The following is a 24918-nucleotide window of genomic DNA, read 5'->3' as shown; positions in this document are numbered from 1 at the left end:
AGGCCAGTCGCGAGACTGGCCTTCTTGCTTGCAGCGGATGTCGACGCCTAGAGAGCCCGCCCAAAGTCTAGCGAGCAAGAGCGAGGCGGCTGAGAAAGCGGAATGTACCTAGGTACAAGACGGATTCAACGCAGCATCGTCTAAGCGCAGCGGACTTTGGACAGCTTCTTACTCTTCCGTCGTGTCCTGATGCATAGCCGCATCCGGAGTAATCATGGTCTGACGCGCGGCGGCGGCCTGCTTCTGAGCCTCGTCCGCCTGCTTGCGCTGCTCGGCGCGCACCACGTCCAGATAGGACATGATGGCGAAGGTCAGTTCGCGGGTGCCTTCATGGTTCAGCGCGGAAATGCTGAACACGCGCGGCGCCGTGAGATCGAAGCCGAAGCGATCGTCCGGCTGCTGTTCCGGCCAGCCATAGGCCTTGAGGAAGGCGGACACCGTCAGTTCACGCTCATCCGGCGGCAACATGTCCACCTTGTTCAGCACCAGCCAGCGCGGCTTGCCGTGCAGCTCATCGTCGTACTTCTTCAATTCCTCGACGATGGCGCGCGCCTCGCGCACCGGATCGACATTGGGATCGAACGGCGCCACGTCCACCACGTGCAGCAGCAGGCCGGTGCGCTGCAAATGCTTGAGGAAGCGATGGCCCAGGCCGGCGCCTTCCGCCGCGCCCTCGATCAGGCCGGGAATGTCGGCGATCACGAAGCTGCGGGTATCGTCCATGCGCACCACGCCCAGATTGGGGTGCAGCGTGGTGAACGGATAATCCGCCACCTTGGGGCGGGCCGCCGACACCGCGCGGATGAAGGTGGACTTGCCGGCGTTGGGCATGCCCAACAGGCCGACGTCGGCCAGCACCTTCAACTCCAGCTTCAGCGTGCGCTGCTCGCCCTGCTCGCCCGGCGTGCACTGACGCGGCGCGCGGTTGGTGGAGGATTTGAAATGGATATTGCCCAGGCCGCCCTTGCCGCCGCGCGCAATCATGATGCGCTGGCCGTGATGGGTCAGATCCGCCACCAGCTCGCCGGTGTCGTGGTCGGTGATCACCGTGCCCACCGGCATTTTCAGCTCGATGTCGTCGCCGCCCTTGCCATAGCAATCGGCGCCGCGGCCGCGCTCGCCGTGTTCGGCCAGGTATTTCTTGACGAAGCGGAACTCCACCAGGGTGTTGACGTTCTCGTCCGCCACCGCGTACACGCTGCCGCCCTTGCCGCCGTCGCCGCCGTCCGGGCCGCCGAAAGGAACGAACTTCTCGCGGCGGAAACTGGCCACGCCGTTGCCGCCGCGGCCCGCGAACACTTCAATGCGGGCTTCATCGATAAATTTCATGTTTTCAACCTCTGTTCTGGCGAGGAGTCAGGGGTCAGGATGGACTCGCGGCCACCCTCACGCCTTGCCCCTCGGGTATGAAAAAAGCCCTATCACAGGATAGGGCTTTCCCCGGAGGATCCATAGATCCCTAAGAAAGCGAATTTATTCGCCGTCTACGCCGGTGTACGGAACCACATTAACGATCTTGCGCTTCATTGCACCTTTAACGGTGAATTCAACGTAACCGTCAACCTTGGCGAACAAGGTGTGATCCTTGCCCTGACCAACGTTTTCACCAGCGTGGAAGCGGGTGCCGCGCTGACGCACGATGATGGAACCTGCCGGAATCAGTTCGCTGCCGTAAACCTTAACGCCCAGGCGTTTGGCTTCGGAGTCACGACCGTTGCGGGAGCTACCGCCTGCTTTTTTGTGTGCCATGACTGTTTATCCTTACTTCGAAATCGCGTCGATGCGGATTTCGGTGAAGTTTTGACGATGACCCTGATGTTTCTGGTAGTGCTTACGACGACGCATCTTGAAGATGCGGATCTTGTCGCCACGACCGTGGGAAACAACGGTGGCCTTAACAGTAGCGCCGGCAATCATCGGGGCGCCTACAACAACCTGTTCACCGTCAGCAATCATCAGCACTTCTTCAAGTACGATCTGGCTGTCGACGTCTGCAGGTATCTGTTCTACTTTGAGTTTTTCACCAACGACAACTTTGTACTGCTTGCCGCCGGTTTTTATGACCGCATACATTCGCATGTGCTCCTGATAATAAAATCTCGCCGCTCTAGCGCGGGAGAACGCGAAACTATACGGACCTGCCATCAAGTTGTCAATGATTTCATCGACTTAGTCCGGCAGTACGCGGCCCATGGCGGCTGGAGCGGCTTTTCTGGTAACATTCCCGGCTTTGGCGTACCCAATTCATATAACTGGTTGAGATCGTGTCCACCCCGCTTTTCCGTACACTGATAGCCGACGACATGCAGGCGGTCGACCGCGTCATCCGCGCCCGACTGCACTCCGATGTCGTCCTGATCCGCCAGGTAGCGGAATACATCATTTCCGCCGGCGGCAAACGCCTGCGCCCGGTATTGACCCTGCTGTCCGGCCGCGCGCTGGGCCATGGCGACGCGCAGCTGCACGAATTGGCGGCGATGATCGAATTCATCCACACCGCCACCCTGCTGCACGACGACGTGGTGGACGAATCCGACCTGCGCCGCGGCCGCGAAACCGCCAATGCGCTGTTCGGCAACGCCGCCAGCGTGCTGGTGGGCGACTTCCTCTACACCCGCGCCTTCCAGATGATGGTCACCACCCGCAATATGGACATCCTGGCGGTGATGGCGGAAGCCACCAACATCATCGCCGAGGGCGAGGTGCTGCAGCTGCTCAATATCGGCAACACCGACGTCACCGAAGACGAATACCTGCGCGTGATCAAGTACAAGACCGCCAAGCTGTTCGAAGCCTCCGCCCGCGTCGGCGCGCTCAGCGCCGGCGCCAGCGCCGAACAGGTGCAGGCGATGGCCGAATACGGCATGTACCTGGGCACCGCCTTCCAGATCATCGACGACGTGCTGGACTACAGCGGCGACGCCGACACCATAGGCAAGAGCCTGGGCGACGACCTGGCCGAAGGCAAGCCGACGCTGCCCCTGATCTACACCATGCGCAATGGCAAGCCGGAAGCCTCCGCCACCGTGCGCGACGCGCTGGAACACGCCAGCCGCGATCGTTTCCAGGACGTGCTGGCTGCGGTACAATCCTGCGGCGCGCTGGACTACGCCCGGGCCGAAGCGGTCAAGGTGGCCGAACAAGCCGTTGCCGCGCTGGCGCCGATTCCGGAATCGGACACCCGTCAGGCCTTGGTGGAGTTGGCCCGCCTGTCAGTGGACCGCAGCGCCTAAGGACAAAAGTCTGCTGCGCGTCAGCGATACCGCGTTGAAACCGTCTTTAGAATGCTCATGTACCGTATGTACATTCCGCTTCTTCAGCCGTTTTCGCCTTGTCTCGCTCTAGCTCGCGAGCCTTTTAATGATTTTTGAATCAAGCTTTTCACAGCGTCTCCGTAGTTAAATGGATATAACGGCCCCCTCCTAAGGGGCAGTTACAGGTTCGATTCCTGTCGGGGGCGCCACTTCTGCTTGTAAAGCAGCAAGCGCCGCAGATCAAAAAAGCCGCGACCGGCAAATGGCGCGGCTTTTTTGCGCCCTACTCAGCGGCTTAACAGGCTTATTCATTGCCACGCCGGCTTCGCCCGCCGAAGACCGACCGCATCTTCAAGCATCAGCTGCTGCAAAGCCCGGTGGTGCTGGCCGACGGCGTCGAGAAGACCATCCACGGCCGCCGCCAGGGCCACCTGACCGCGATCAGCCTGCCGCAACTGGAAAAGCTCGGCCTCTACGCCGCGCCGGACGTTCAGCCCTAAACCCCCCTCCCCTCCCTCGACAGCCCGCACAGCCCGCCTTGTGTGGGCTGTCACGCATTCCCCCGCTCAAACTGCAAAACAGTGAAGCCTTTTACACACCAAATATGACATTGGCAATGCAAAACCAGCGAGAACGGCCGGAAATCGCCGGTTTCCGCGCCATTGGGTAGGGGAGTATGTAAAAAAATTCCGTGGATTGCCCCCTACTCACGACCTAAGTCATTGATTGTTGAGAAGAACCCATCCACGGTTTGCCCTCCAAAATCCACGGTTTCCCCTCAAACTTCCACGGTTTGCCCCATTTCTTCCACATCGGGGTTTTACCCTTTTACGGCCTCTAAGTACTTCTTCTTATTTAAAAAACAAAGAGATAGAGATAAAAAGCAATGAAAAGGGAAGACAGGGGCCATCCACGGTTTCGGAGCGCTGCTTAAAAATTAATCCACGGGTTTGCCAGCGGAAGTCGTGGAAATGGTGGATTCGCCCTTCCCTTCATGACATTGATTTTATTGAAGTTTATGCGGCATCCACGGAATCGGGGGGAGAGGCCGTGGACAAACCGTGGATGAAAAGCCGTTACAGGACAAAGACTTAAGTCTCAATCCACGGTTTGGGGGGGATTTTAGGTGTGTGTGCCTAGATGAGGCTCCGCAAGAACTTGGGTTACAATTGATTGAAAATGACATAGAACTATTCGACTTTCTACATCGGAAAGCGGACAGTCCATTGTTTTACTTATGATCCAAAACAGAAAACAACGATCTGTCACGACTACCTAGTCATATAGACAGATCATAAGGGGCTCTACTGCATGACCGACTATGATTTCAAGACACTTAATGACAAAGAATTTGAAGTATTTTGTTCAGACCTTCTCAGCATATACTTAGACGTTCGAATAGAACGATTCAAACCTGGGCGTGATAGCGGTATAGATGGCAGGTATTTCGGATCGGATAACAAGGAGATTATTCTCCAATACAAGCACTGGGCCAACACTCCAATTAAAAGTCTCATTTCCTTTCTTCGCAAAGAAGAAAAACCAAAGCTCGATAAGCTTCAGCCGAATCGATACATTCTTGCCATATCAGCCCCCCTATCTCGAACTGACAAGAAAAGTATTGCAGAGGCTTTAGGCAACCACATTAATAGTGAGAGTGACATATTTGGAAAAGAAGACCTAAACGACTTGCTTAGCAAGAATAGTGACATAGAAAAGCGACACTACAAATTATGGCTGTGCAGTACCAATGTAATTTCTCACATACTAAACAAAGCAATATTCGAACGAAGTGAATTTTCCCACAATGCAATACTTGCCAGCGCAAAGAAATACGTTGAGACATCCGCACACCATGCCGCAATAGAAAAGTTAGAAAAGCTAGGCGCAATAATAATATCTGGAGAGCCTGGAATAGGAAAAACAACATTAGCAGAACACCTATGTTTACATTATATAGATGACGGCTATGAATTTATAAAAATTGAAGACGATGTTAAAGAGGCTGAAGACGCTCTTACCACAGAAAAAAAACAAATATTTTATTTTGATGACTTCCTTGGAAGGAACTACTTTGAGGCAATAAGTGGGCGCGCCAGTAGTAAAATTGTTGGATTTATCCGCCGCATTTCTTCGGACAAAAAACACAAACGGTTCATACTTACATCTAGAAGCACGGTTCTAAACCAAGGAAAAGTATTGGTTGACTGTTTTCAAAATCACAATTTAGATCGCAATGAATTTGAATTAACAGTCAATTCGCTATCGGAAATAGAAAAAGCAAGAATTCTTTACAATCATATCTGGCACACAGACCTACCCGCCAATTATGTGGATGAGCTCTATATTGACAAACGATACAAAAAAATAATATCTCACAAAAACTTCAACCCACGATTGATAAACTTTATCACTGACGTTAATCGATTAGAAACAACCCCAGCCAAATCGTATTGGTCCAGCATCGAAAGCGCTTTATCAAACCCAGCTGACATTTGGGAAAACCCCTTCATAGCACAGCAAGATGACTTTGGCAGATCGATTACACTTCTAGTCACATTAAACGGAAGGCAAATTGAAGAGTCTGAACTGGCTACCGCATACAATCGACTACTTTCATATCCAGAGAACGCTGGATTACAAGGCCGACGTGATTTCTTAACAAATCTAAAATATCTGACTGGATCTCTACTAACAAGGCATATCACTCAAGATGGAAGTGCACGGCTTGATTTATTTAATCCTTCTTTGGGCGATTACATATTAAGGCGATATGCCTGCGACATCCCATCTTTAAAGCTTGCATTAAAAAGCCTCCGCTCAATGGCCTCCCTAACAACTCTGTCAAATCTTTTAGTTAACAAAATGATTAACCAAGCCACACACTCAATGATATTACAATCGATCATTGAAGAGGGGTCATCATATTCTTTCATTGAATACAAGCCAGAATATATTGCAAGAGCAACAATGCAACAGATAAACCAAGGAAATCGCCCCCTCGAAAAATCAATAATAAAATCCGCTGTAGATTTTATCTCTAATGAAGACCTACCTAACAATTATGATGACATTATTGATCTAATAACCTACAGCATAAGAAATGAAATAACCAATCAAAAAGAAGCAAAAAAATACATAAAACTAGCCTGCGAGGTCGGAGTTGATTATTCATCCCTAACTTATTTAGCCGAGTTATGCAAACACCTAGATAAGGAGGATGAGAGTGACAATGCCGCAAAAAAAGAACTTGACAATAAAGCAATCCAATATCTATCAGAAACCATCAGTGATGACATTGATGATCAAGGCCTATTTTCCAATGTAGATTATGGCGACTATTATCAAGCAAGAAAAAACGTCGAAGCACTGATAGAAGCAAGACTGGATGAATTCGGCGTTAATGCAGACGCATCTATAGTTCAAGAAATACTTTCACATTGTGATTATGAAGAAGCTTTAGATTCCTTCTTTCATGCAAATTACGATGTGCCAGACTATAGGCAACATGAAAATAAATATTACCAACTGCTTGATGATGTGGATGACCTTTTCGATAGGAGATGAGTCATGCCGAGTTATTTTCAACAACAACCCATCATTAGTCATCTGGCGGATCAACATACTTCAATACTTAAATATATTTATTCCGAACCGGCTCTTCGAACAATAATTTCCGCAATCGAAAGAATACTCTTTTTTCAACTAGATTACATACTAAGAGCGGCTAACAAAAATTAGTTCCACGTCTGAGGCATGGCGTGCAATCGCAGGCTTCAGAACGGCAAGTCGGTGGGATGCAGCATCAGGAGTTTTGTTAGCCGCTCTAAAAACAATGGTGGATAAACAATTTTTCACCTGACCTTGAGCATCTAGCTCCTTGTTTGGATAAACATCTTCCAACCTAGTCAGGACTTGTTCAAAAACAACATGCAGGCATTTAGCAAAATTAGCATCCGGGGGCACAAAATGGGGCATCATCAAAAAACAAAACTAAATTATCAAAAAAATAAATTACTTATGAGTGCAATTCTATCCCTGTCGGGGCGCCACTTCGGTTCCAAACCGTCCACGCCATGCCTAAGAGCCTGTTTACGATCTGCTGCGCTGCGGCGATACGGCGTTGAAAACCACTTCGAAATGCTCATGTACCGCGTGTACATTCCGCTTTCTCAGCCGTTTTCGCCTTGTCTCGCTCTAGCTCGCTAGATCGTAAACAGGCTCTAAGCCGCATCCCAATCAGGATGGCGGCTTTTTTCATGTCCAACGCCCTCTCCGGCCCGCCCGGCATGCCCGCGCCGACACCCACGGCGCGGCAAAGGTTTGCAAAACAGTAGTACTCAATGGGAATATCCCTGGATCTTTGCAAACCCGCAGCCCGGACAGCATGACCCACCTTGCCGCCGGCCGCGGCGGGACGATGCCGGACACCCTTCTCATGAAAAAAACCCATCTACTGGCCGCCTCATTGCTGAGCGGCCTGCTATTGGCCGCCGCCGTCTTCTTCAGCAGCCATATCGACGACTTCGAGTTCAACGGCATCAAGACGGAAGAGCTGACGTTTCAGCACAATGGCCAGCAGCTTTCCGGCACCTTGCTGCAAGCCGAGAACACAACGCCGGATGCCGTGATCTTGCTGATCCATGGCGACGGGCCGATGGATCGCTATGCGAACCATGGCTATTACCCCTTGTTCAATCTGCTGTTGTCCGAGAACCTGGCCATCTTCAGCTGGGACAAGGCCGGCATAGGGAAAAGCCAGGGCAATTGGCTGCATCAATCCATGTCCGATCGGGCGGACGAAGCCATCGCCGCGCGGGAAATGATCGCCGGCCATTACCAAGGCCAAAAGATTCCCGTCGGCTATTTCGGCTACTCGCAAGCCGGCTGGGTCATTCCCATTGCCGCCTCGCGCCAGGCCAGCGATTTTTCCGTGATCATAGGCGGCGCCGCCAACTGGCGGGACCAAGGGCAGTACTACCAGGCTCTGCGCTATCGCAGCCAGGGTAAAAGCCCGGAGGAGATCCAAGCCTTGCTCGCGCGGGAGCGGCAAGAAAACGACGCCCTGTTCGGGCCTGCGGCCAAGAGCCAGGCGGCGCAACGCAGCGATATGTCGCCGGACCGCTTTATCTTTGTGCAGAAGAATTACCAAAGCGACTCGCGTCCGTTCCTAAGCCGCATGCAAGGCCCCGTCCTGATCGCCTTGGGCGAGGACGATTTGAATGTCGACGCCAAGACCGACAGCTGTCGCTTTCAACACAGCTTGCGCGCCAAGCCCGATGCCAGCGTGGCGCTGATTCCCGGCGGGACGCATAACTTGATGAAGGCATCCAGCTTCAATTACCAGCTCGAATCCGACTGGCCATGGTACAAGCAAGCCTACTTCCTGTATCAGGGCCGGGAATCGTATTTGCCCGGCGTCTATCGGCAGATCGGCAATTGGATCAAGCACCCAGACCAAGGCCTGGCGCGCTATGCGCCGCGCTGCCCCAGCGGCTCATAAGGCTCAGCTTTCACCTGCCAGGCATGCGCTTCTCAAGCAAGCGTGCCGGAGGCCGCTCCTAGCCGCCCATCCGCGCACTGCCCGGTCAACGCGGCCCGCACGAATTGATGGACCAGATCCTGATTCACCCGCGGATGCCAGAGCAACTCCACGTCTAGCTGCAAGCTGGGCTCGTCTATCCGCGCGCTGGCAATGCCCGCGTGATGTCGGCCGATGATGGCGCAAACGGCGGCGGGCAGCACCGCCAGCGCCGGCACCGCCGCCAGTATCGGCGGGATGGCCAGCAGGCTGGCGGTGCGGACCAGGATGCGGCGCTGCAAGCCGTGCCGCTGCAAATAGTGGTCGATCAGGCTCACCGCTTCGCCGGTATAAGAGGTGTAGACATGCGGCCAGGCCGCCACCTCCCCCGCCCCCACCTCTGGCGGCAACTGCAGTTGATCGCGGTGATAGAGGCAGGCGAAGCCGTTGCGCAGCAAGGTCTGCCGCTCCAGCCTTGGCGTGGGATAGGGAAAATAGCCGACGGCGTAATCGATCTGCGCCGACTCCAGCGCCGCCAGCGCCTGGGCGGAAGACAGCGCCGCCACATCCACGCTCAGGCCCGGCGCCTGCTCGCGGCAGGCCTTGAGCAAGCCGGGCAGCAAGGCCGCTTCCAGCGGGTCGGGCAGCGCCAGCCGCACCGTCCTCTCCACCTTGTCCAGCTCGGTCTGGCGCTGCCGGAACAGGCGCTCGCCGGCGCCCAGCCAGGCCTCCAGCTCCGGCAGCAGCGCCTCGGCGAACGGGGTGGGCATCATCCCCTGGCCGTGCCGGCACAGCAGCGGGTCCTGCAATTGCTCCCGCAACTGCTTGAGCAAATGGCTGACCGCCGGCTGGCCCAGGCACAGCCGCCGCGCGCTTTCGCTGACGCTGCGCGTGCTCAGCAGGGTATGCAGGGCCACCATATTGTTGAGGTCCAGCCTGCGCAGCCACAGCGCGTCTATATCATTCATTTCGATAGCTACCATGCCAACAATCGATTTCATTGAATTATAGCCGGCTCCGATAATGGGGACACCATCCCGAGTGTCTATCCCATGAATGCCGAACGCCCCCACCCCACCCGCTGGTATCTGATTTCCATCATGCTGGTCGCCTGCCTGGAATTCTTCCAGAACGGCCTGCTCAACTTCGCGTCCAGCCAAGTGATGGGCGGCGTCGGCGCCGCGCCGGAAGAATTCAGCTATGCGGCGATGGCCTATGCCAGCGCCGCCATCCTGGTGCTGTTGCAGCACGAATGGCTGAGCCGCCGCCTGGGCATGCGGCGCTATATCCGCCTGTCCATCATCGTGTTCGGCATCGGCGCGCTGACATGCGGTTTCGCCAACAGCCCCGGCCAACTGATACTGGGCCGGGCGCTGCAAGGCCTGGGCGGCGCGGCCTTCTTCACCGCGGCGCGGGTGGAAGTGAACGCGCTGAGCGACCAGGCCAAGATGCTGGGCCTGCTCTGCTTTGGCTATGCGCTGATGCTGGGCTCCGCCTGCGGCCCGCTGCTGGGCGCGGAACTGATCAGCCACCAGGACTGGCGCTGGATTTTCTTCGCCGTGCTGCCGGCGCTGGCGCTGGCCTGGCCGGCCACCCGGCTGCTGAGCCAGCAGGCGGAGCCGGCCCATCCGCAGACCCAGGGCTCGCGCGCCTTTCTATTCATGATCATCGGCGTGCTGGCGCTGCAATGGCTGATACAGCAACTGCCCTACGACTTCTTCGCCCGCCCCGAATGGCTGCTGGCCATCCTCGCGCTGGCCCTGCTGGCCGGCTGGGGCTGGCAATACCACCGCCGGCGGCACCCGCTGCACCGGCAGGCGCTGTTTCAGCTGCGCTACCTGGCCGGCCTGGGTTTTTACAGCTGCTGTTATTTGCTGGTTTCCGCCAACAGCTACATCCTGCCGGTGATGGCGCAGCAGGCGCTGGGCTTCGACCTGCCGACCACCGGGCGCTTGCTGTCGGTGAGCTTTTTCGCCGGCATCCTGTTCTCCACGCTCTACGCCTTCTTATTGCTCAAGCGCCGGGCGCGCGGCGTGCGCACCATGATGGCGGCGGCCTGCGGCCTGCTGCTGCTCTACGGCGTGCTGATGTCCGGCCTCAATCAAAACGCGCCGGCCAGCCTGATCGTGACGATATTGATCTGCAACGGCGGCTTCATGTCCCTGTTCATCATGGCGGTGGCGCAGGCCACCTTCAGCCATATCGGCCAGCCCGACTTCGCCCGCGCCTACCAGACCAAGAACATCGTCCGCCAGCTGTCGCTGTCCATGGGCGTGGCCGCCAGCACCGTGTTCCTGCAAGCGCGCAACGCCTTGCACTACCAGCGGCTGTCCGAGGGCTTCAGCCAGCTCAACCCGGCCTTCAACACCGCGCTGGACCAGTTGCAGCAGGCCTTGCCGGAGTTGAGCGCCAAGCAGAGGATCGCGGTGCTGGTCGGCCAGCTGATGCAGCAATCGCAATTGCTGTCCTGCCTGGATTTCTTCCGGCTGGAATGCATCATGGCCCTGGGTCTTATAGTGATAGTGCTGTGGCAACAACGGCTGGGCTGATGTTGAAGTGTTTTGAAGCAGCCAGGGCCGGCTAGCCGGCCTCAATGCAAACCCCAAGATGGCGAAGGAGAACAGCATGCTATTCGGACTCACCCCCTTAGGCGTATTCCACACCATCATCAGCCTGCTGGCGGTGGCTTTCGGCGCCGTCGCGCTGTGGCGCGACGGCAGGATCAGCCCGCGCAATCGCCTGGGCCAGGCTTATGTGATCGGCACCTTGATCAGCTGCGTCACCGCCCTGGGCATTTTTCAGCATGGCGGCTTCGGCAAGCCGCACGCGCTGGCCCTGATCACGCTGGCCACCCTGCTGCTGGCCTTGCTGGCCGAATTCAAAGGCGTCTTCGGCGGCAAGGCCGCCCATGTGTCCGCCATCGGCCTCTCCGCCACCTTCCTGTTCCACTGGATTCCGGCCATCACCGAAACCTCCACCCGGCTGCCCCTGGGCCATCCGCTGCTGAGCAGCCCGGACGCGCCCAGCCTCCAGATCGCCACCGGCGTCTTGCTGCTGCTATTCATCGCCGGCGCCGCCCGGCAGTGGAAAATCATCAACGCGGCCTTGAAAGCGGGCGCGGCATGACCACATGCAAACCATGCAAGAAATGGATATCAAGATACGGCGCGCGCAAACGGCGGACCTGTCCGCGCTGATCAGCATCGACCCCATCGCGCAGCGAGAGCCTGGCCGGCGCCAGATGCTGGGCGAGGCCATCGCCGCGCAAAGCTGCTGGCTGGCTGAAGCCGCGGAGGTGCTGGGCTACGGCATCCTGGACCGCTCCTTCTTCCAACAGCATTTTGTCGCGCTGCTGATGGTGGCGGAAACCGCCAGAGGCCGCGGCGTCGGCCACGCGTTGATGAGCGCGTTGGAAACGCGCTGCGCGGGCGACAAGCTGTTCACCTCCAGCAATGCTTCCAATCTGCCGATGCGGCGCTTGCTGGATAAGCTGGGCTTCAGGGAAAGCGGGCGCATCGACAATCTGGACGATGGCGACCCGGAAATCGTGTTCATGAAATGGGCTGAACGCCGGGCCGGCTAGCAGGCGCGGCCAGGCTCATTCCGGCTGCGGCCACACCAGCTCAAAGCGGCTGCCGCCGCCCACGCGGCTGCAACGGGCCTCGCCGCCGTGAGCCAGCGCGATGGCGGCCACCACCGCCAGCCCCAGGCCGCTGCCGCCCTTGCCTCTTTGGCGCGCGCCGTCGGCGCGCCAGAAAGCCTCGAACACATGCGGCGCGAGTTCCTCCGCAATCCCCGGCCCCTCATCCTCCACCCGCAGCAGGCACTGGCCATCGCTCAGCCGGGTCTGGATGCGGATCGCGCCGGGCGACGCATAACGGCGGGCATTGTCCAGCAAGGCCAGCAAGGCCTGGCGGATGCGCACCGGGTCGCAGCGCGCCATCTGGCCGTCCAGGTCCAGCACCGCTTGCTGCCCGGCCGCCAACAAGGCGTCCTCGAACACCTCCACCACCGCGCGCACTTCGGCGCCCAGATCAGTGTCGCGCAGCTCGATATCCAGATGCCCGCTTTCCGCCAGGCTGATCACCCGCAAATCCTCGATCAACTGCGCCAGGCCTTCCACCTGCACCAGCAAACGGCGGAACTGGCTTTCATCCGGCGTGAACACCCCTTCCGCCAGCCCCTGCAAGCGGCCGCGCAACACCGTGACCGGCGTGCGCAGCTCATGGGCGATGGCGGCGTTCCAGAACGTCTGCTCCTTGGTCATGCGCTGCAACTGGTCCGCCAGCGCGTTGAAATCGTCGGCCAGCGCCGCCGCCTCGCGCAGCGAACGGTCGCCGGCCGTGGCGCGCGCGTCCAGATCGCCCTGGGCGACGCGGCGTATGCTCTCCGCCACCGAGTTGAGCGGCACCAGGATGCGGCGCGCCAGGCGCAGGCCCATCACCACCGACAGCGCCAGGCCGGCCATCGTGCTGGACAGCAGCCACACCCACTCCGGCATCGTCATCTTCCAGCCCGGCGTCTCGAAATGCACCGGCCAGTAAGTCATCGCCACATAGTAGAAAGAGAAGCCGGTCACCACCACCAGCACGGTCACGCAGAAAGCCATCGTCGCCATCGACAGCGCGATCTGCCGGCTCAGCCCCGCCAGCCTCATTCCGCGCCCCACAGCTTGTAGCCCACGCCGCGCACGCCCACCGGCACGCCGTCCACGCCGCGCTCCTCCAGCTTCTTGCGCAGCTTGCTGATATGGCTGTCCACGGTGCGCTCCAGCGCGTCGCCTTCCGGCAGGCAGGCGGCCAGCAGTTCGGCGCGGCTGAACACCCGCCGCGGCGAACGCGCCAATTGCACCAGCAGCTTGAATTCGGTCAGCGTCAAGCTCAGCACATGGCGTTGCTTGCCCGCCATCACCGCCACCTCGTGGTTTTCCAGATCAATCTCGAACGGCGCCGCGCGCAGCACCCGCGGCTCCGCCTGGCGCGCGGACGACATGGAGCGGCGCAGCACCGCCTGCGCGCGCGCCACCACCTCCGCCGGATTGAAGGGCTTGACCACGTAATCGTCGGCGCCGATGCGCAAGCCCATCAGCTTGTCGATGTCCTGATCCAGCGCCGTCAGCATGATCACCGGCGTATCGCCGCGGTGGCGCACCTCGGCCAGCACCTGCCAGCCGTCGACATGGGGCATCTGCACATCCAGCAACACCAGATCCGGCTTCAGCGACAAATGCAGCTCCAGCGCTTGCCGGCCGTTGGCCGCGTGCACGCAGCGCATGCCGCTGCGCGTCAGATAGGCGGTGAGGATCTCCGCGATCTCGGGTTCATCCTCAGCGACGAGGATCAGGGCCTGGCGGTCTTGAGCCGCGCCGGGCGGCCGCATTGTGGAAGTCATGGCGCCGATTTCGCATCCTGTTTGCATCTCCATCGAATCTCCATGCTACCACACGGGAAACCCCATCCTGCATTGGCATACTGCCGCCTAATTTTTACGGGCAGCGTGCTGCCCATGCGTGATTGGAGTGGATATGACCCTAGAACAAAGCTGCCGCCACGGCATCGGCTGCCTGCTGACGGCAACGCTGCTGACCGCCTGCGGCCAGGCGGAACAACATGCGGCGCCGCAGCCGCTGCCGGTGCTGACCCAGACCGCGCAAGCGGCGCCGCTCAAACTGAGCGAAGACCTGCCCGGCCGCGTGGCCGCGCTGCGAGTGGCGGAAATCCGGCCGCAAGTCAGCGGCATCGTGCTGCGCCGGCAATTTGAGCAAGGCACCGAAGTGCGCGCCGGCCAGCCGCTGTTCCAGATCAACCCGGCGCCGTTCAAGGCGGAAGTGGACACCGCCGCCGCCGCGCTGCAACGCGCCGAGGCCGCGCTGGCGCGCGCCAAAGTGCAAACCGCCCGCCTCAAGCCGCTGGTGGAAACCGACGCCATCAGCCGCCAGGTCTACGACGACGCCGTGTCCCAGCGCGACCAGGCCGCCGCCGACGTGGCCCAGGCGCGCGCCGCGCTGGCGCGCCGCCAGCTGGACCTGAAATTCTCCAGCGTGGAAGCGCCCATCTCCGGCCGCATCGACCAAGCCCTGGTCACCGAAGGCGCGCTGGTGGGCGGCGCCGATGGCGCCCCGATGGCGCGCATTCAACAGATAGACCAGGTTTACGTGGACGTGCGCCAGCCGGCGGCGGCGCTGGAAGCCGTGCGCCAAAGCCTGGCCGCCCAGCCCGACAGCAGCGGCCACGGCCTGCCGGTGTCCATCCTGCGCGACAACGGCGCACCTTACGGCCTCAACGGCCGCATCCTGTTCTCCGGCGTCAACGTGGACGCTGGCACCGGCGACGTGCTGCTGCGCGTGCTGGTGGACAACCCGGAACGGCGGCTGCTGCCCGGCATGTTCGTGCGCGCCCGCGTGCCGCGCGCCCAATACGCCGACGCGCTGACCGTGCCGCAACAAGCGGTGGTGCGCATCGGCGGCAAGACCCAGCTGTGGACCGTGGACGCCAAGAACCAGGCGCGGCTCAGCGTGGTGGAACTAGGCGAACTGTCCAACCGCCAGTACCGCATCCGCTCCGGCCTTCGCGCCGGGCAAAAGGTCGTGGTGGAAGGCATGGAACGCCTTGCCGACGGCGCGGCGGTAGCCGCCCGCGAAGCCGCGCCCGCGGCCGCCAAGCACTGAGCGAAGGGAAGCGCCGTCATGTCTCAATTCTTCATCCGCCGCCCCATCTTCGCCTGGGTGGTTGCCCTGTTCATCATCCTGCTGGGGGTGATCGCCATTCCCCAGCTGCCGATCGCGCGCTACCCCTCGGTGGCGCCGCCCTCGGTCACCATCACCGCCAGCTACCCCGGCGCCACGCCCAAGACCATGAGCGACGGCGTGCTCAGCCTGATCGAACGCGAACTGTCCGGGGTCAAGAACCTGCTGTACTTCGAATCCTCGGCCGACACCTCCGGCATCTCCCAGATCACCGTCACCTTCAAGCCGGGCACGGACCCGGAACTGGCCCAGGTGGACGTGCAGAACAAGCTCAAATCCATCGAGCCGCGGCTGCCGGCGGCGGTGCGCCAGAACGGCCTGATCGTGGAATCCGCCTCCTCCGGCTTCCTGATGCTGATCGGCCTGCGCTCGGATAGCGGCCGCTTCGACGAAGGCGCGCTCAGCGACTACCTGTCGCGCAATATCGCCGAAGAACTGCGCCGCATCGAAGGCGTGGGCCGCGTGCAGCAGTTCGGCACCGAACAAGCGATGCGCGTGTGGGTGGACCCGGCCAAGCTGATCACCTACGGCTTGTCCATGAGCGAACTCTCCGCCGCCATCGCCCAGCAAAACGTGCAGATCGCCCCCGGCAGCCTGGGCGCCTCGCCCACCCTGCCTGGCCAGCGCGTCACCGTGCCGCTCACCGTGCAAGGCCAGTTGTCCTCGCCGGAAGAATTCGCCGCCATCGTGCTGCGCGCCAACGCCAACGGCTCCAAGGTAGTGCTGGGCGATGTGGCGCGGGTAGAGATCGGCTCCCAGGGCTATAACTTCGTCAGCCGCGGAAACGGCAAACCCGCCTCCTTCGCCGGCGTGCAGCTGGCGCCGGGCGCCAACGCGGTCAAGACCGCGGAAGCGGTGCGCACGCGGCTGGCCGAACTGAGCAAGGCCATGCCGGCCGGCATCAGCTACTCGGTGCCCTTCGACACCGCCCCCTTCGTCAAGATCTCCATCGAAAAAGTGGTGCACACCCTGCTGGAAGCGATGGTGCTGGTCTTCCTGGTGATGTATCTGTTCCTGCAAAACGTGCGCTACACCCTGATACCCTCCATCGTCGCCCCGGTGGCCATGCTGGGCACCTTCGCCGTGATGCTGGCCGCCGGCTTCTCCATCAATGTGCTGACCATGTTCGGCATGGTGCTGGCCATCGGCATCATCGTGGACGACGCCATCGTGGTGGTGGAAAACGTGGAACGGCTGATGGCGGAAGAAGGCCTGTCGCCCAAGGACGCCACCATCAAGGCGATGAAGGAAATCACCGGCGCCATCATCGGCATCACCCTGGTGCTCACCGCCGTCTTCATCCCCATGGCGCTGTCCAGCGGCTCCGTCGGCGTGATCTACCAGCAATTCTCGCTGGCCATGGCCGTGTCCATCCTGTTCTCCGCGCTGCTGGCGCTGACGCTGACCCCGGCGCTGTGCGCCACCATGCTCAAGCCCATCCCGCAGGGACACCATGAAAAACGCGGCTTCTTCGGCTGGTTCAACCGCCGCTTCGAACGCCTGACCGACTGGTACGAACAACGCGTCGGCCGGCTGATCGGCCGCGCCGGCCGCGTGATGCTGCTGTTCCTGGTGATTTCCGGCGCGCTGGCCGCCGGCTTCAAGACCCTGCCCTCCTCCTTCCTGCCGGAAGAAGACCAGGGCTATTTCATGACCAGTTTTCAACTGCCCGCCGACGCCACCGCCGAACGCACGCGGGACGTGGTTAAGAAACTCGATGATCATCTGGCGACGCGCCCTGCGATCGAATCGAGCATTTCCATCGGCGGCTACGGCTTCTCCGGCTCCGGCCCCAACGCGGCGCTGAACTTCGCCGTGCTCAAGGACTGGAAACAGCGCGGCCAGGCCAGCACCGTGGAAGAAGCCATGCGCGCCCAACACGCGATGGCCGGCGTGACCGAAGGCACGGTGATGAGCCTGCTGCCGCCGGCCATTGACGAACTGGGCACCAGCTCCGGCTTCACCCTGCGGCTGCAAGACCGCGCCAACCATGGCCATGCCGCGCTGAAAGCGGCCGAAGCCAAACTGCTGGAACTGGCCGCCCGCAGCAAGATCGTCCACGGCGTCTACCCGGACAGCCTGCCGGCCGGCACCAGCGTGCGCCTGGACATAGACCGGCAAAAGGCCGAAGCGCTGGGCGTGCCCTTCGCCAGCATCAGCGACACCCTGTCCACCGCCATGGGCTCCACCTATGTCAACGACTTCCCCAACGCCGGCCGCATGCAGCAAGTGATCATCCAGGCCGACGCGCCCTCGCGCATGCAACTGGACAATGTGCTCAAGCTCTACGTGCGCAACGTCAACGGCGGCATGGTGCCGCTGTCCGAAGTGGTGCGCCCGGCCTGGTCCGAAACCCCGCTGCAACTGGTGCGCTTCCAGGGCTACCCCTCCGCCCGCCTCTCCGGCGGCGCCGCCCCCGGCTACTCCAGCGGCGCGGCCATGGCCGAAATGGAACGCCTGGCGGCGCAACTGCCGCCCGGCTTCGCGGTGGAATGGACCGGCCAATCGCTGCAAGAACGCCAGTCCGCCTCCCAGGCGCCCATGCTGATGGCCCTGTCCATGATCGTGGTGTTCCTGGTGCTGGCCGCGCTGTACGAAAGCTGGGCCATCCCGCTATCGGTGATGCTGGTGGTGCCGCTGGGCCTGATCGGCGCGATTGGCGCGGTGATGCTGCGCGGCATGCCCAACGACGTGTTCTTCAAAGTGGGCATGATCACCGTGATTGGCCTGTCCGCCAAAAACGCCATCCTCATCATCGAGTTCGCCAAGCAACTGCATGAAGAAGGCAAGAGCCTGGTGGACGCCGCGGTGCAAGCCTCCCGCCTGCGCCTGCGCCCCATCCTGATGACCTCGCTGGCCTTCGGCCTGGGCGTGGTGCCGCTGATGCTGGCCACCGGCGCCAGCGCCGAAACCCAGAACGCCATCGGCACCGGCGTATTCGGCGGCATGGTCACCGCCACCGTGCTGGCCATCTTCTTCGTGCCGGTCTTCTTCGTGGTGGTGATGAGCCTGCAACAACGCTTTGGACAATGGCGGGCCGCCCGCCGCACCGTCGCCGTCGGCGGCGGCACAGAAAGTTAAACCATGAGATTGCTACTTCTCCCGCTGGCCCTGGCCCTCTCCGCCTGCTCGCTGACCCCGGCGCTGCTCAAGCCGGAGCTGCCGGTGCCGGCCCGCTACGCCCCCGCCGCCGCAACGGCGGACAGCAACGCCAACGCCGCCGACCTGGGCTGGCGCACCATGTTTGGCGACCGCCGGCTGCAAAGCCTGATCGACCTGGCGCTGCGCAATAACCGCGACCTGCGCCTGGCGGCTCTCAACGTGGAAGCCGCCGAAGCCCAGTACGGCATCCAGCGCGCCGCGCGGCTGCCGTCGGTGGACGCCGGCGTCGGCCTCAACCGCCAGCGCACCCCGGCCAACCGCGAAACCGACCCGGCCACCCCGGCCGCGGTGCAAAACCAGTACGGCGTCAACGTGGGCATCAGCGCGTTTGAGATCGACCTGTTCGGCCGCGTGCGCGCACTGTCCGACGCCGCCTTCGCCCGCTACCTGGCCACCGACCACGGCCGCCGCGCCGCCCAGATCACCCTGGTGGGCGCGGTGGCAGACGCCTACTTCGCGGAACGGCTGGCGCGCGAGCAACTGGCGCTGGCGGAACGCACCCAGGCCGACTGGCGGCAATCGCTGGCGCTGGCGCGCCGGCTCAAGGACGCGCAACAAGCCGGCGGCCTGGACGTGGCCCAGGCCGAAGGCCAGGTGGCCAGCGCCGACGCCGACCTGGAAGCCCGCACCCGCGCCGCGGAGCAAGCGCGCAACGCGCTGCGCCTGCTGCTGGGCACGGAACCGCCGGAAGACCTGCCCGAGCCGCTGCCGCTGGACCGCCAGCCGGTAGTGACCCGGCTGGCCACCGGCCTGCCGTCGGAACTGCTGTTCCGCCGCCCGGACATCCTGCAAGCCGAACAACAACTGCAAGCCGCCAACGCCGACATCGGCGCCGCGCGCGCCGCCTTCTTCCCGCGGCTGTCGCTGACCACCTCCGCCGGCTTCCTCAGCCCCGGCATGCGCAATCTGTTCGACGGCGGCCAGCACGTATGGAGCTTTGCGCCGCAAATCAACATTCCGCTGTTCCAGGGCGGCCGGCTGCGCGCCGAACTGCGGCTGGCGGAAGTGCGCAAATCCAGCGCCGTGGCCGAATACGAACGCGCAATCCAGATCGCCTTCCGTGAAGTGGCCGACGGCCTGGCCGGCCGCGAAACCTTCAGCCGCCAGATCGACGCCCAGGCGCGCGCGGTGGCCAGCGCAGAACGCCGCGCGGAACTCTCCAGCCAGCGCTACCGCGCCGGCGTGGACGGCCGGTTGGAACTGCTGGACGCCCAGCGCCAGCTCTACGCCGCCCAACAAGGGCTGCTGGACCTGCGCCGCGGCGAACTGAGCAACGCCATTGCGCTGTACAAGGCGCTGGGCGGCGGCCTTACCGAAAAATAACAGCGGCTAACAACTCAGCCGCGAAACTGAGTTTGTTAGCCACGCTAAGAACCTGTTCAAAGTCTCGCGAGCAAGAGCGAGACAAGGCGTTGCGGCTGAGAAAGCGGAATGGTCAAGCGGTACATGAGCATTTCTGAAGTCGTACTCACCGTGTAATGCATCCACGATGCGCAGCAGACTATGAACAGGTTCTAAGCGCCGCCGGTCACGCTCCGGCGGCCTCCCCCTTTCTCCCCCACTTGCGCGGCCCTCGTTGGCCGCGTTCTTTTTACCCCGCCTCCCGCCTTGCAATCCCGCGCCCGTGGATACAAACATAAAGCTGTACACCCATTGGCCGCACCAAGATGAAGCTTCTCTCCTACCTCTGGCCGGACAGTTTCCGGCTACGGCTCAGCCTGCTGATTGGCGGCCTGTTCCTGGTCACCACCCTGATAGACAGCGCCAGCCTGGAACCGCAGATGAACCAGCGCCTGCTGCAAGACAAGGGCGAAGTAATGCAAGCCATCGCCCAAGGCATCGCCAAATCCCTCGCCGCCGGCCTCCAGCAACGGCGGCGCGAACTGACGCTGCAAGCGCAAACCCCGGTCTTCATCGACGCGCCGCTGGACAGCCCCGCCTTGCGCGGCGGCCTGGAACAGCTCCGGCAAGCCAACCCCGGCTACGCCTGGGTCGGCGTCATCGCGCCGGACGGCCGCATCGCCTCCGCCAGTGGCGGCCCGCCGTCCCCCCGCATCGAATTCGCCGCTCCGCTGCACGACGCCGCCGGCAAACTACGCGGCGCGCTGGCCGCCCAAACCGCCTGGGACTGGGTGGATAAGCTGATTGCCGAACGGCTGCCGCGCAACACCGCCGGCGAAGCGCTGCAAGTCTTCATCGTCGGCCAGAACAATCAAGCCCTGTTCCCGCCCGCCGCGCCCGGCCAGGCCGGCATGCCCGCACCGCTGGACAACGCCGGCTACCACGAGGGCGACTGGCCCGACGGCAACGCCTACCTCTACGCCGACGCCAAGATAGACGCCGCCCCCGGCCCCGGCTGGCGCGTGATCGTGCGCCAGCCGCCGCAACACGCGCTGGCCGCGCTCAACCGGCTGCGCGCCACGCTGGCGCTGCCGGAATGGATCGCCACCCTGCTGCTGATGATAGTGGTGTACCGGCTAGCCAGCGCCTTCAGCCGCCCGCTGGAAACCCTGGCCGGCACCGCCCAGCGCATCAGCGCCGGCGAAGAACAAGTGGAATGGAACACTAACGCCGGCGCGCGCGAACTGCGGCAACTGTCCCAGGCGATACGCCAGATGGCCACCACCCTGCTGGCGCGCCGCGGCGAACTGGCCGCCATCAACGCCAGCCTGGAGAAAAAAGTGGAAGAGCGCACCGAAGCGCTGAGCGAAGCCAACCGCCAACTGGCCGAACGCGCCACGCTGCTGGAACAGATGGCGCGCAGCGACGCGCTGACCGGCCTGGGCAACCGCATGGCCGCCGCGGAACGGCTGACCGCGGAATACCAGCGCTTCCGCCGCAGCCATGCGCCCTATTCAGTGCTGCTGATGGACGCCGACCACTTCAAGCGCGTCAACGACACCTATGGCCACGCGGTGGGCGACCAAGTGCTGCAACAGATTGCCGCCACCCTGCACAGCGTGGCGCGCACCACCGACTTTGCCGCCCGCTACGGCGGCGAGGAATTCCTGCTCCTGCTGCCCGACACCGACGCCGAAGGCGCTATGGTGCTGGCCGAGCGCGTGCGCACGGCGATATCCGCCGCCTCCGACACCGTGGCCGGCGTCATCACCGTCAGCATAGGCGCGGCCAGCGCGCAGGAAGAAGACGACACCCACGAAACCATCGTCCAGCGCGCGGACGAAGCCTTGTATCGGGCCAAGGCGAACGGGCGGAATCGGGTGGAGGGGGCGGGGTGAGCTTGCTATTTATTGGGGGGCCGGTGTGGTGGCTCATTGAGCGAGGGTTTGTTGGCCAAAGTGGTCAACCAGAGCCTTGGCACTAGAACTGTGATACTCACCAAGACTCTCGTATAGATGCTAACTCACTTGCTCTACACAGCATTACATAAGCATAATATCAATATAAAATTTACCCAATTTTCCGGCCTTGTAGGTCAGAATAGAAATTGTTTAGAGATCAATGTCAGTCACCGAAGCATTACTATTAACCGCCAAGTGGTCAAATGACAATCAGGGCGTCATAACAATCATTGTCTTTCTGGTAACTCTCTGTTTGGGTTGGATTAGTGGTATTTTTTCAGCCTTGCGACACAAGCCAAAGTTTAGAATAGATATAATTCCTGGCCCTACATTTTGCTGCACCTACTTTACCGGCACGAGCTACCAGTCATTTGATGTGCACCGTACAGGGGTTGCACTATATTTGGCCATAGCAAATGTGGGAACTGCCCCTTCAAGCATTGAAGACATCTCTGTGGGCTATCATTGGCATCTCAAACCATTCAGCATCGCTTGGCTGAAGTACACCATCGGCTGGTTTTGGTTGCATCAGCAAACTGTGGCTCTTACAGACTTTCAAGCCGCAATTGGTGAAAACATCAAAGTCTATCCATTCTTGATGCAACGAAACTTTCTATCCGGCTCGAAAGCTGAAACCTATCTTGACGTAGGCCGCTCAACAAATGGTGTTGTCTATTTTGAGCAGGGCGACAGTTGGGGAGGCTTTTTCCCCTCGGTGCACAATGAAACTGTTCTGCTGAAGATCCGAATTAAAGATGTATTTGGCCGGTCTCACCATACTAAAATTCGGGTCCCCTCGGTTTCCCTTGAGGAGGCACGAAAGTACAATCCATCATTTGGTAAAACTTTAGTAGAGCTAAGAGATCAAGAGTTGCAAGCCTCCTCCCAACCCAATTAATCCCAAGACACATGACCTTATCCGACTGACAGAAAAATCGATATCAACCAACACAGTTTATAACAAGTCATTTCCCAAAGCAACCTAGCTCCAGATTACCTTAATATCTGTAAATTTCAATTTTGCAAAACCTCGAGCAAATAGTTAAATATTAAGCACGAAGCTTACGGACTCATCCACAGTGAAAACCACTACAAACACAACACCCCAAGCAACCTCCAAAATGGAAGCCATGGATATTGCAACAACTTTTTTCACAGTTTGGCACATAGCTCTCTTGACACAAGGCCAGATCACTAAACATAACTCTTACTAAATTGGAAAAATCCATTATCATACTTAACCTCATTGCAGTAGAAATTTGACGTTGTATATTAGCTGCACAGCAGAAATAACAGCTTTACACAACTCAATTTCACCGCAAAAAAACCTCTTACTAATGAATAACAACAACAGCGTCCTCACACACTTCAGAAAACCCCTCGCTCACAAATAAAACCCAATAGAATACTCCATTCACGCCTGGCCATTTTCATATTAGATTAGTCAATCCGGTTCACCTAAGGCAAGCATTCCACAGCAGAGAGCTTTACTAATTGTGTTCCCTATCAGCACGCCCTTTTAAAATGAGTTCATACTCCTCAAAAACAGCATTATGAGATTTATTAATTTCACTTAAAATAGCAGAACAACCATCCACCTCACCCACATCAACATTCAAGTCGTACCTATCAACCAACAAAGCAATAGTATTATAATAAAACGTTACCGCACAGGCATATAAATACACAGCAAAGCTGGCTTTCTCCGCGTTATTTGCCGCCAAATATTCACGAGGAATGTCGCGATGAATTATCGCCATACATGTCCGATTAAAGACATCTTCTGATAGAGAATGAACTGAGTCTGAAGCACTTGCAAAAACAGTCAGATACATCCCCTCTTCTTCCACGGCCTTAAACTTATCTCTGACTGTCTCTGGCCACTTCACCTTCCCATCCTCTTTCATCCATGGAATTAAATTCCTCCACCTCTCCAAATAAGCCAACACAGTATTTGCGTTATGTTTAGACTCCTGATCATCGACTCCCTCTGCCAACTTCAGCCATTTCTCTGCAGATCTCTTTTTTGATTTCAGATAACTTCTAGCAAAAGCTTTTGATGTTTCACGCAGATCCCCACTTATTAGCAAACGAAGATTAACAGACATTTCTATTGATATGCGAGACAAAGCCTCAACAGAGGAAAAGTGCTTGGCCTCTGCACAGATTCTCAACGAATTAATAGCTTCGACAGACGAAATCAAAAGATAATCAACTTGAACCTTTGGAATTACATATCTCGACATATCATTAACATCCAATCCTTCAGATATGGATGACAAGATATTCACAGCTTTAGATAGTGCAGCAATATGCTCAAGATGAGCAGAGTGATCACAGGAAAACTTTTCAATAAAGTCCAAATTCATCTAAATAGCCACCATTTATATATTATGAAACATCTCACATAAACACTTATATCCACATACAAGTCTACACCATCAAGAACCATTGGCTCACCCAAACCACACCCCTACCGAGCCATTCCCCTTATCTCCTTGCCCCTTGTGTTTTAAATCAATAGAACGCCTCCACCTAACTTCTTAAAAAGGATACCCCCTAACCAAAACCCAAACTCATAGTCAAACCAAGCCTCACCTAAACCAGAAGCCGAGTGAAAAACTCCAAAACCAGAAATCTTGGCTCCCCTTTCATCACTCCCCCACCCTTGACGCCCCCTCCCAGCCTGTTTAGGCTTGGTCCCGCGTCGTGCTCAATCACACGGCGCAGGGCTGGTAAACCCAAAACTGACTTTCCCGCAGACACAACAGTCCGCTTTGGCACTGTTACGTCTGCTGCCACGCCGTACCCATTCGGGGCGGGCCGTGGCAGGGAATCCGAAAGGATTGCCGGTCACTGGAAAGTCAGCCGGTTTTGCCACCTTGTCACGTGCCTGCCCTAGCCTCGCCTAGGCAGGTTTCCAAACTGACATGG

Annotated in this window: 19 protein-coding genes and 1 tRNA gene; 13 read left to right on the top strand and 7 right to left on the bottom strand. The window is 59.2% G+C overall.

Annotated features, from left to right (window positions below; all coding sequences use genetic code 11):
* Positions 1-168 precede the first annotated feature (168 nt).
* The 3 genes from obgE to rplU all read right to left on the bottom strand — a co-directional run bounded on the left by obgE (position 169) and on the right by rplU (position 2073).
* Positions 169-1329 (bottom strand): GTPase ObgE, encoded by a 1161-nt coding sequence (gene obgE / locus ACE3QM_RS08545; protein ID WP_048408613.1) that lies wholly within the window; start codon positions 1327-1329, stop codon positions 169-171.
* 144 nt (positions 1330-1473) lie between these two features.
* Positions 1474-1749 (bottom strand): 50S ribosomal protein L27, encoded by a 276-nt coding sequence (gene rpmA / locus ACE3QM_RS08540; RefSeq protein WP_048408612.1) that lies wholly within the window; start codon positions 1747-1749, stop codon positions 1474-1476.
* A 12-nt stretch (positions 1750-1761) separates the two neighbouring features.
* A complete protein-coding gene (gene rplU / locus ACE3QM_RS08535) occupies positions 1762-2073 on the bottom strand; it encodes a 50S ribosomal protein L21 (protein ID WP_039753142.1) in 312 nt (103 codons plus the stop codon).
* A 230-nt stretch (positions 2074-2303) separates the two neighbouring features.
* On the opposite strand from rplU, the gene ACE3QM_RS08530 reads away from it, so the two are divergent.
* The 5 genes from ACE3QM_RS08530 (at position 2304) to ACE3QM_RS08510 (ending at position 8757) form a co-directional block, all read left to right on the top strand.
* Positions 2304-3233: a polyprenyl synthetase family protein gene (locus ACE3QM_RS08530; RefSeq protein ID WP_374421457.1), complete on the top strand. Its 930-nt coding sequence runs from the start codon at positions 2304-2306 to the stop codon at positions 3231-3233.
* Positions 3234-3388: 155 nt separating this feature from the next.
* A tRNA-Arg gene (locus ACE3QM_RS08525) sits at positions 3389-3463 on the top strand.
* A 102-nt stretch (positions 3464-3565) separates the two neighbouring features.
* Entirely contained in the window at positions 3566-3754 is a 189-nt protein-coding gene (locus ACE3QM_RS08520; RefSeq protein ID WP_374421399.1) for a hypothetical protein, read from the top strand.
* Between the two features lie 811 nt (positions 3755-4565).
* Positions 4566-6821: a hypothetical protein gene (locus ACE3QM_RS08515; RefSeq protein WP_374421398.1), complete on the top strand. Its 2256-nt coding sequence runs from the start codon at positions 4566-4568 to the stop codon at positions 6819-6821.
* 871 nt (positions 6822-7692) lie between these two features.
* Entirely contained in the window at positions 7693-8757 is a 1065-nt protein-coding gene (locus tag ACE3QM_RS08510) for an alpha/beta hydrolase family protein (protein ID WP_374421397.1), read from the top strand.
* 32 nt (positions 8758-8789) lie between these two features.
* Here the strand turns inward: ACE3QM_RS08510 and ACE3QM_RS08505 are convergent, their stop codons facing one another.
* Positions 8790-9743, bottom strand: a complete 954-nt coding sequence (locus tag ACE3QM_RS08505) for a LysR family transcriptional regulator (RefSeq protein WP_374421395.1) — start codon at positions 9741-9743, stop codon at positions 8790-8792.
* Between the two features lie 84 nt (positions 9744-9827).
* On the opposite strand from ACE3QM_RS08505, the gene ACE3QM_RS08500 reads away from it, so the two are divergent.
* The 3 genes from ACE3QM_RS08500 (at position 9828) to ACE3QM_RS08490 (ending at position 12358) form a co-directional block, all read left to right on the top strand.
* Positions 9828-11324, top strand: coding sequence for an MFS transporter (locus tag ACE3QM_RS08500; RefSeq protein WP_374421394.1), 1497 nt, complete (start codon positions 9828-9830; stop codon positions 11322-11324).
* A 76-nt stretch (positions 11325-11400) separates the two neighbouring features.
* A complete protein-coding gene (locus ACE3QM_RS08495; RefSeq protein WP_374421392.1) occupies positions 11401-11901 on the top strand; it encodes a hypothetical protein in 501 nt (166 codons plus the stop codon).
* Positions 11902-11905: 4 nt separating this feature from the next.
* Complete coding sequence (locus tag ACE3QM_RS08490) at positions 11906-12358, top strand: N-acetyltransferase family protein (protein ID WP_374421391.1); 453 nt, start codon at positions 11906-11908, stop codon at positions 12356-12358.
* Between the two features lie 15 nt (positions 12359-12373).
* Here the strand turns inward: ACE3QM_RS08490 and ACE3QM_RS08485 are convergent, their stop codons facing one another.
* Positions 12374-13432, bottom strand: a complete 1059-nt coding sequence (locus ACE3QM_RS08485; protein ID WP_374421390.1) for an ATP-binding protein — start codon at positions 13430-13432, stop codon at positions 12374-12376.
* Complete coding sequence (locus tag ACE3QM_RS08480; RefSeq protein WP_231460851.1) at positions 13429-14166, bottom strand: response regulator; 738 nt, start codon at positions 14164-14166, stop codon at positions 13429-13431. Before ACE3QM_RS08480 ends, ACE3QM_RS08485 begins: the two co-directional genes overlap by 4 nt.
* Before the next feature lie 133 nt (positions 14167-14299).
* Between ACE3QM_RS08480 and ACE3QM_RS08475 the strand changes: the two genes are divergently transcribed.
* The 5 genes from ACE3QM_RS08475 to ACE3QM_RS08455 all read left to right on the top strand — a co-directional run bounded on the left by ACE3QM_RS08475 (position 14300) and on the right by ACE3QM_RS08455 (position 22882).
* Positions 14300-15442 (top strand): efflux RND transporter periplasmic adaptor subunit, encoded by a 1143-nt coding sequence (locus ACE3QM_RS08475; protein WP_374421389.1) that lies wholly within the window; start codon positions 14300-14302, stop codon positions 15440-15442.
* Positions 15443-15460: 18 nt separating this feature from the next.
* Complete coding sequence (locus tag ACE3QM_RS08470) at positions 15461-18601, top strand: multidrug efflux RND transporter permease subunit (protein ID WP_374421388.1); 3141 nt, start codon at positions 15461-15463, stop codon at positions 18599-18601.
* Positions 18602-18604: 3 nt separating this feature from the next.
* Positions 18605-20005, top strand: coding sequence for an efflux transporter outer membrane subunit (locus tag ACE3QM_RS08465; protein WP_374421387.1), 1401 nt, complete (start codon positions 18605-18607; stop codon positions 20003-20005).
* A 344-nt stretch (positions 20006-20349) separates the two neighbouring features.
* Positions 20350-21921 carry a diguanylate cyclase gene (locus tag ACE3QM_RS08460; protein WP_374421386.1) on the top strand — a complete coding sequence of 524 codons (1572 nt, stop codon included), beginning with the start codon at positions 20350-20352 and terminating at the stop codon, positions 21919-21921.
* Between the two features lie 223 nt (positions 21922-22144).
* Positions 22145-22882, top strand: a complete 738-nt coding sequence (locus ACE3QM_RS08455) for a hypothetical protein (protein ID WP_374421385.1) — start codon at positions 22145-22147, stop codon at positions 22880-22882.
* Between the two features lie 592 nt (positions 22883-23474).
* Here the strand turns inward: ACE3QM_RS08455 and ACE3QM_RS08450 are convergent.
* The gene (locus tag ACE3QM_RS08450) at positions 23475-24353 is read right to left on the bottom strand and encodes a DUF5677 domain-containing protein (protein WP_374421384.1); all 879 of its coding nucleotides are present in this window, start codon (positions 24351-24353) and stop codon (positions 23475-23477) included.
* Between the last annotated feature and the right edge of the window lie 565 nt (positions 24354-24918).

The organism is Chromobacterium sp. (assembly GCF_041912965.1).
Classification (GTDB): Bacteria; Pseudomonadota; Gammaproteobacteria; order Burkholderiales; family Chromobacteriaceae; genus Chromobacterium; species Chromobacterium aquaticum.
This window is presented reverse-complemented; position numbering and strand designations above follow the sequence as displayed.

Bases quoted from the DNA above. Each gene is read 5' to 3' on its own strand.
- obgE (WP_048408613.1), bottom strand. From the start codon at position 1,329: ATGAAATTTATCGATGAAGCCCGCATTGAAGTGTTCGCGGGCCGCGGC.
- rpmA (WP_048408612.1), bottom strand. From the start codon at position 1,749: ATGGCACACAAAAAAGCAGGCGGTAGCTCCCGCAACGGTCGTGACTCC.
- rplU (WP_039753142.1), bottom strand. From the start codon at position 2,073: ATGTATGCGGTCATAAAAACCGGCGGCAAGCAGTACAAAGTTGTCGTT.
- ACE3QM_RS08530 (WP_374421457.1), top strand. From the start codon at position 2,304: ATGCAGGCGGTCGACCGCGTCATCCGCGCCCGACTGCACTCCGATGTC.
- ACE3QM_RS08515 (WP_374421398.1), top strand. From the start codon at position 4,566: ATGACCGACTATGATTTCAAGACACTTAATGACAAAGAATTTGAAGTA.
- ACE3QM_RS08510 (WP_374421397.1), top strand. From the start codon at position 7,693: ATGAAAAAAACCCATCTACTGGCCGCCTCATTGCTGAGCGGCCTGCTA.
- ACE3QM_RS08505 (WP_374421395.1), bottom strand. From the start codon at position 9,743: ATGAATGATATAGACGCGCTGTGGCTGCGCAGGCTGGACCTCAACAAT.
- ACE3QM_RS08500 (WP_374421394.1), top strand. From the start codon at position 9,828: ATGAATGCCGAACGCCCCCACCCCACCCGCTGGTATCTGATTTCCATC.
- ACE3QM_RS08495 (WP_374421392.1), top strand. From the start codon at position 11,401: ATGCTATTCGGACTCACCCCCTTAGGCGTATTCCACACCATCATCAGC.
- ACE3QM_RS08490 (WP_374421391.1), top strand. From the start codon at position 11,906: ATGCAAACCATGCAAGAAATGGATATCAAGATACGGCGCGCGCAAACG.
- ACE3QM_RS08485 (WP_374421390.1), bottom strand. From the start codon at position 13,432: ATGAGGCTGGCGGGGCTGAGCCGGCAGATCGCGCTGTCGATGGCGACG.
- ACE3QM_RS08480 (WP_231460851.1), bottom strand. From the start codon at position 14,166: ATGACTTCCACAATGCGGCCGCCCGGCGCGGCTCAAGACCGCCAGGCC.
- ACE3QM_RS08475 (WP_374421389.1), top strand. From the start codon at position 14,300: ATGACCCTAGAACAAAGCTGCCGCCACGGCATCGGCTGCCTGCTGACG.
- ACE3QM_RS08470 (WP_374421388.1), top strand. From the start codon at position 15,461: ATGTCTCAATTCTTCATCCGCCGCCCCATCTTCGCCTGGGTGGTTGCC.
- ACE3QM_RS08465 (WP_374421387.1), top strand. From the start codon at position 18,605: ATGAGATTGCTACTTCTCCCGCTGGCCCTGGCCCTCTCCGCCTGCTCG.
- ACE3QM_RS08460 (WP_374421386.1), top strand. From the start codon at position 20,350: ATGAAGCTTCTCTCCTACCTCTGGCCGGACAGTTTCCGGCTACGGCTC.
- ACE3QM_RS08455 (WP_374421385.1), top strand. From the start codon at position 22,145: ATGTCAGTCACCGAAGCATTACTATTAACCGCCAAGTGGTCAAATGAC.
- ACE3QM_RS08450 (WP_374421384.1), bottom strand. From the start codon at position 24,353: ATGAATTTGGACTTTATTGAAAAGTTTTCCTGTGATCACTCTGCTCAT.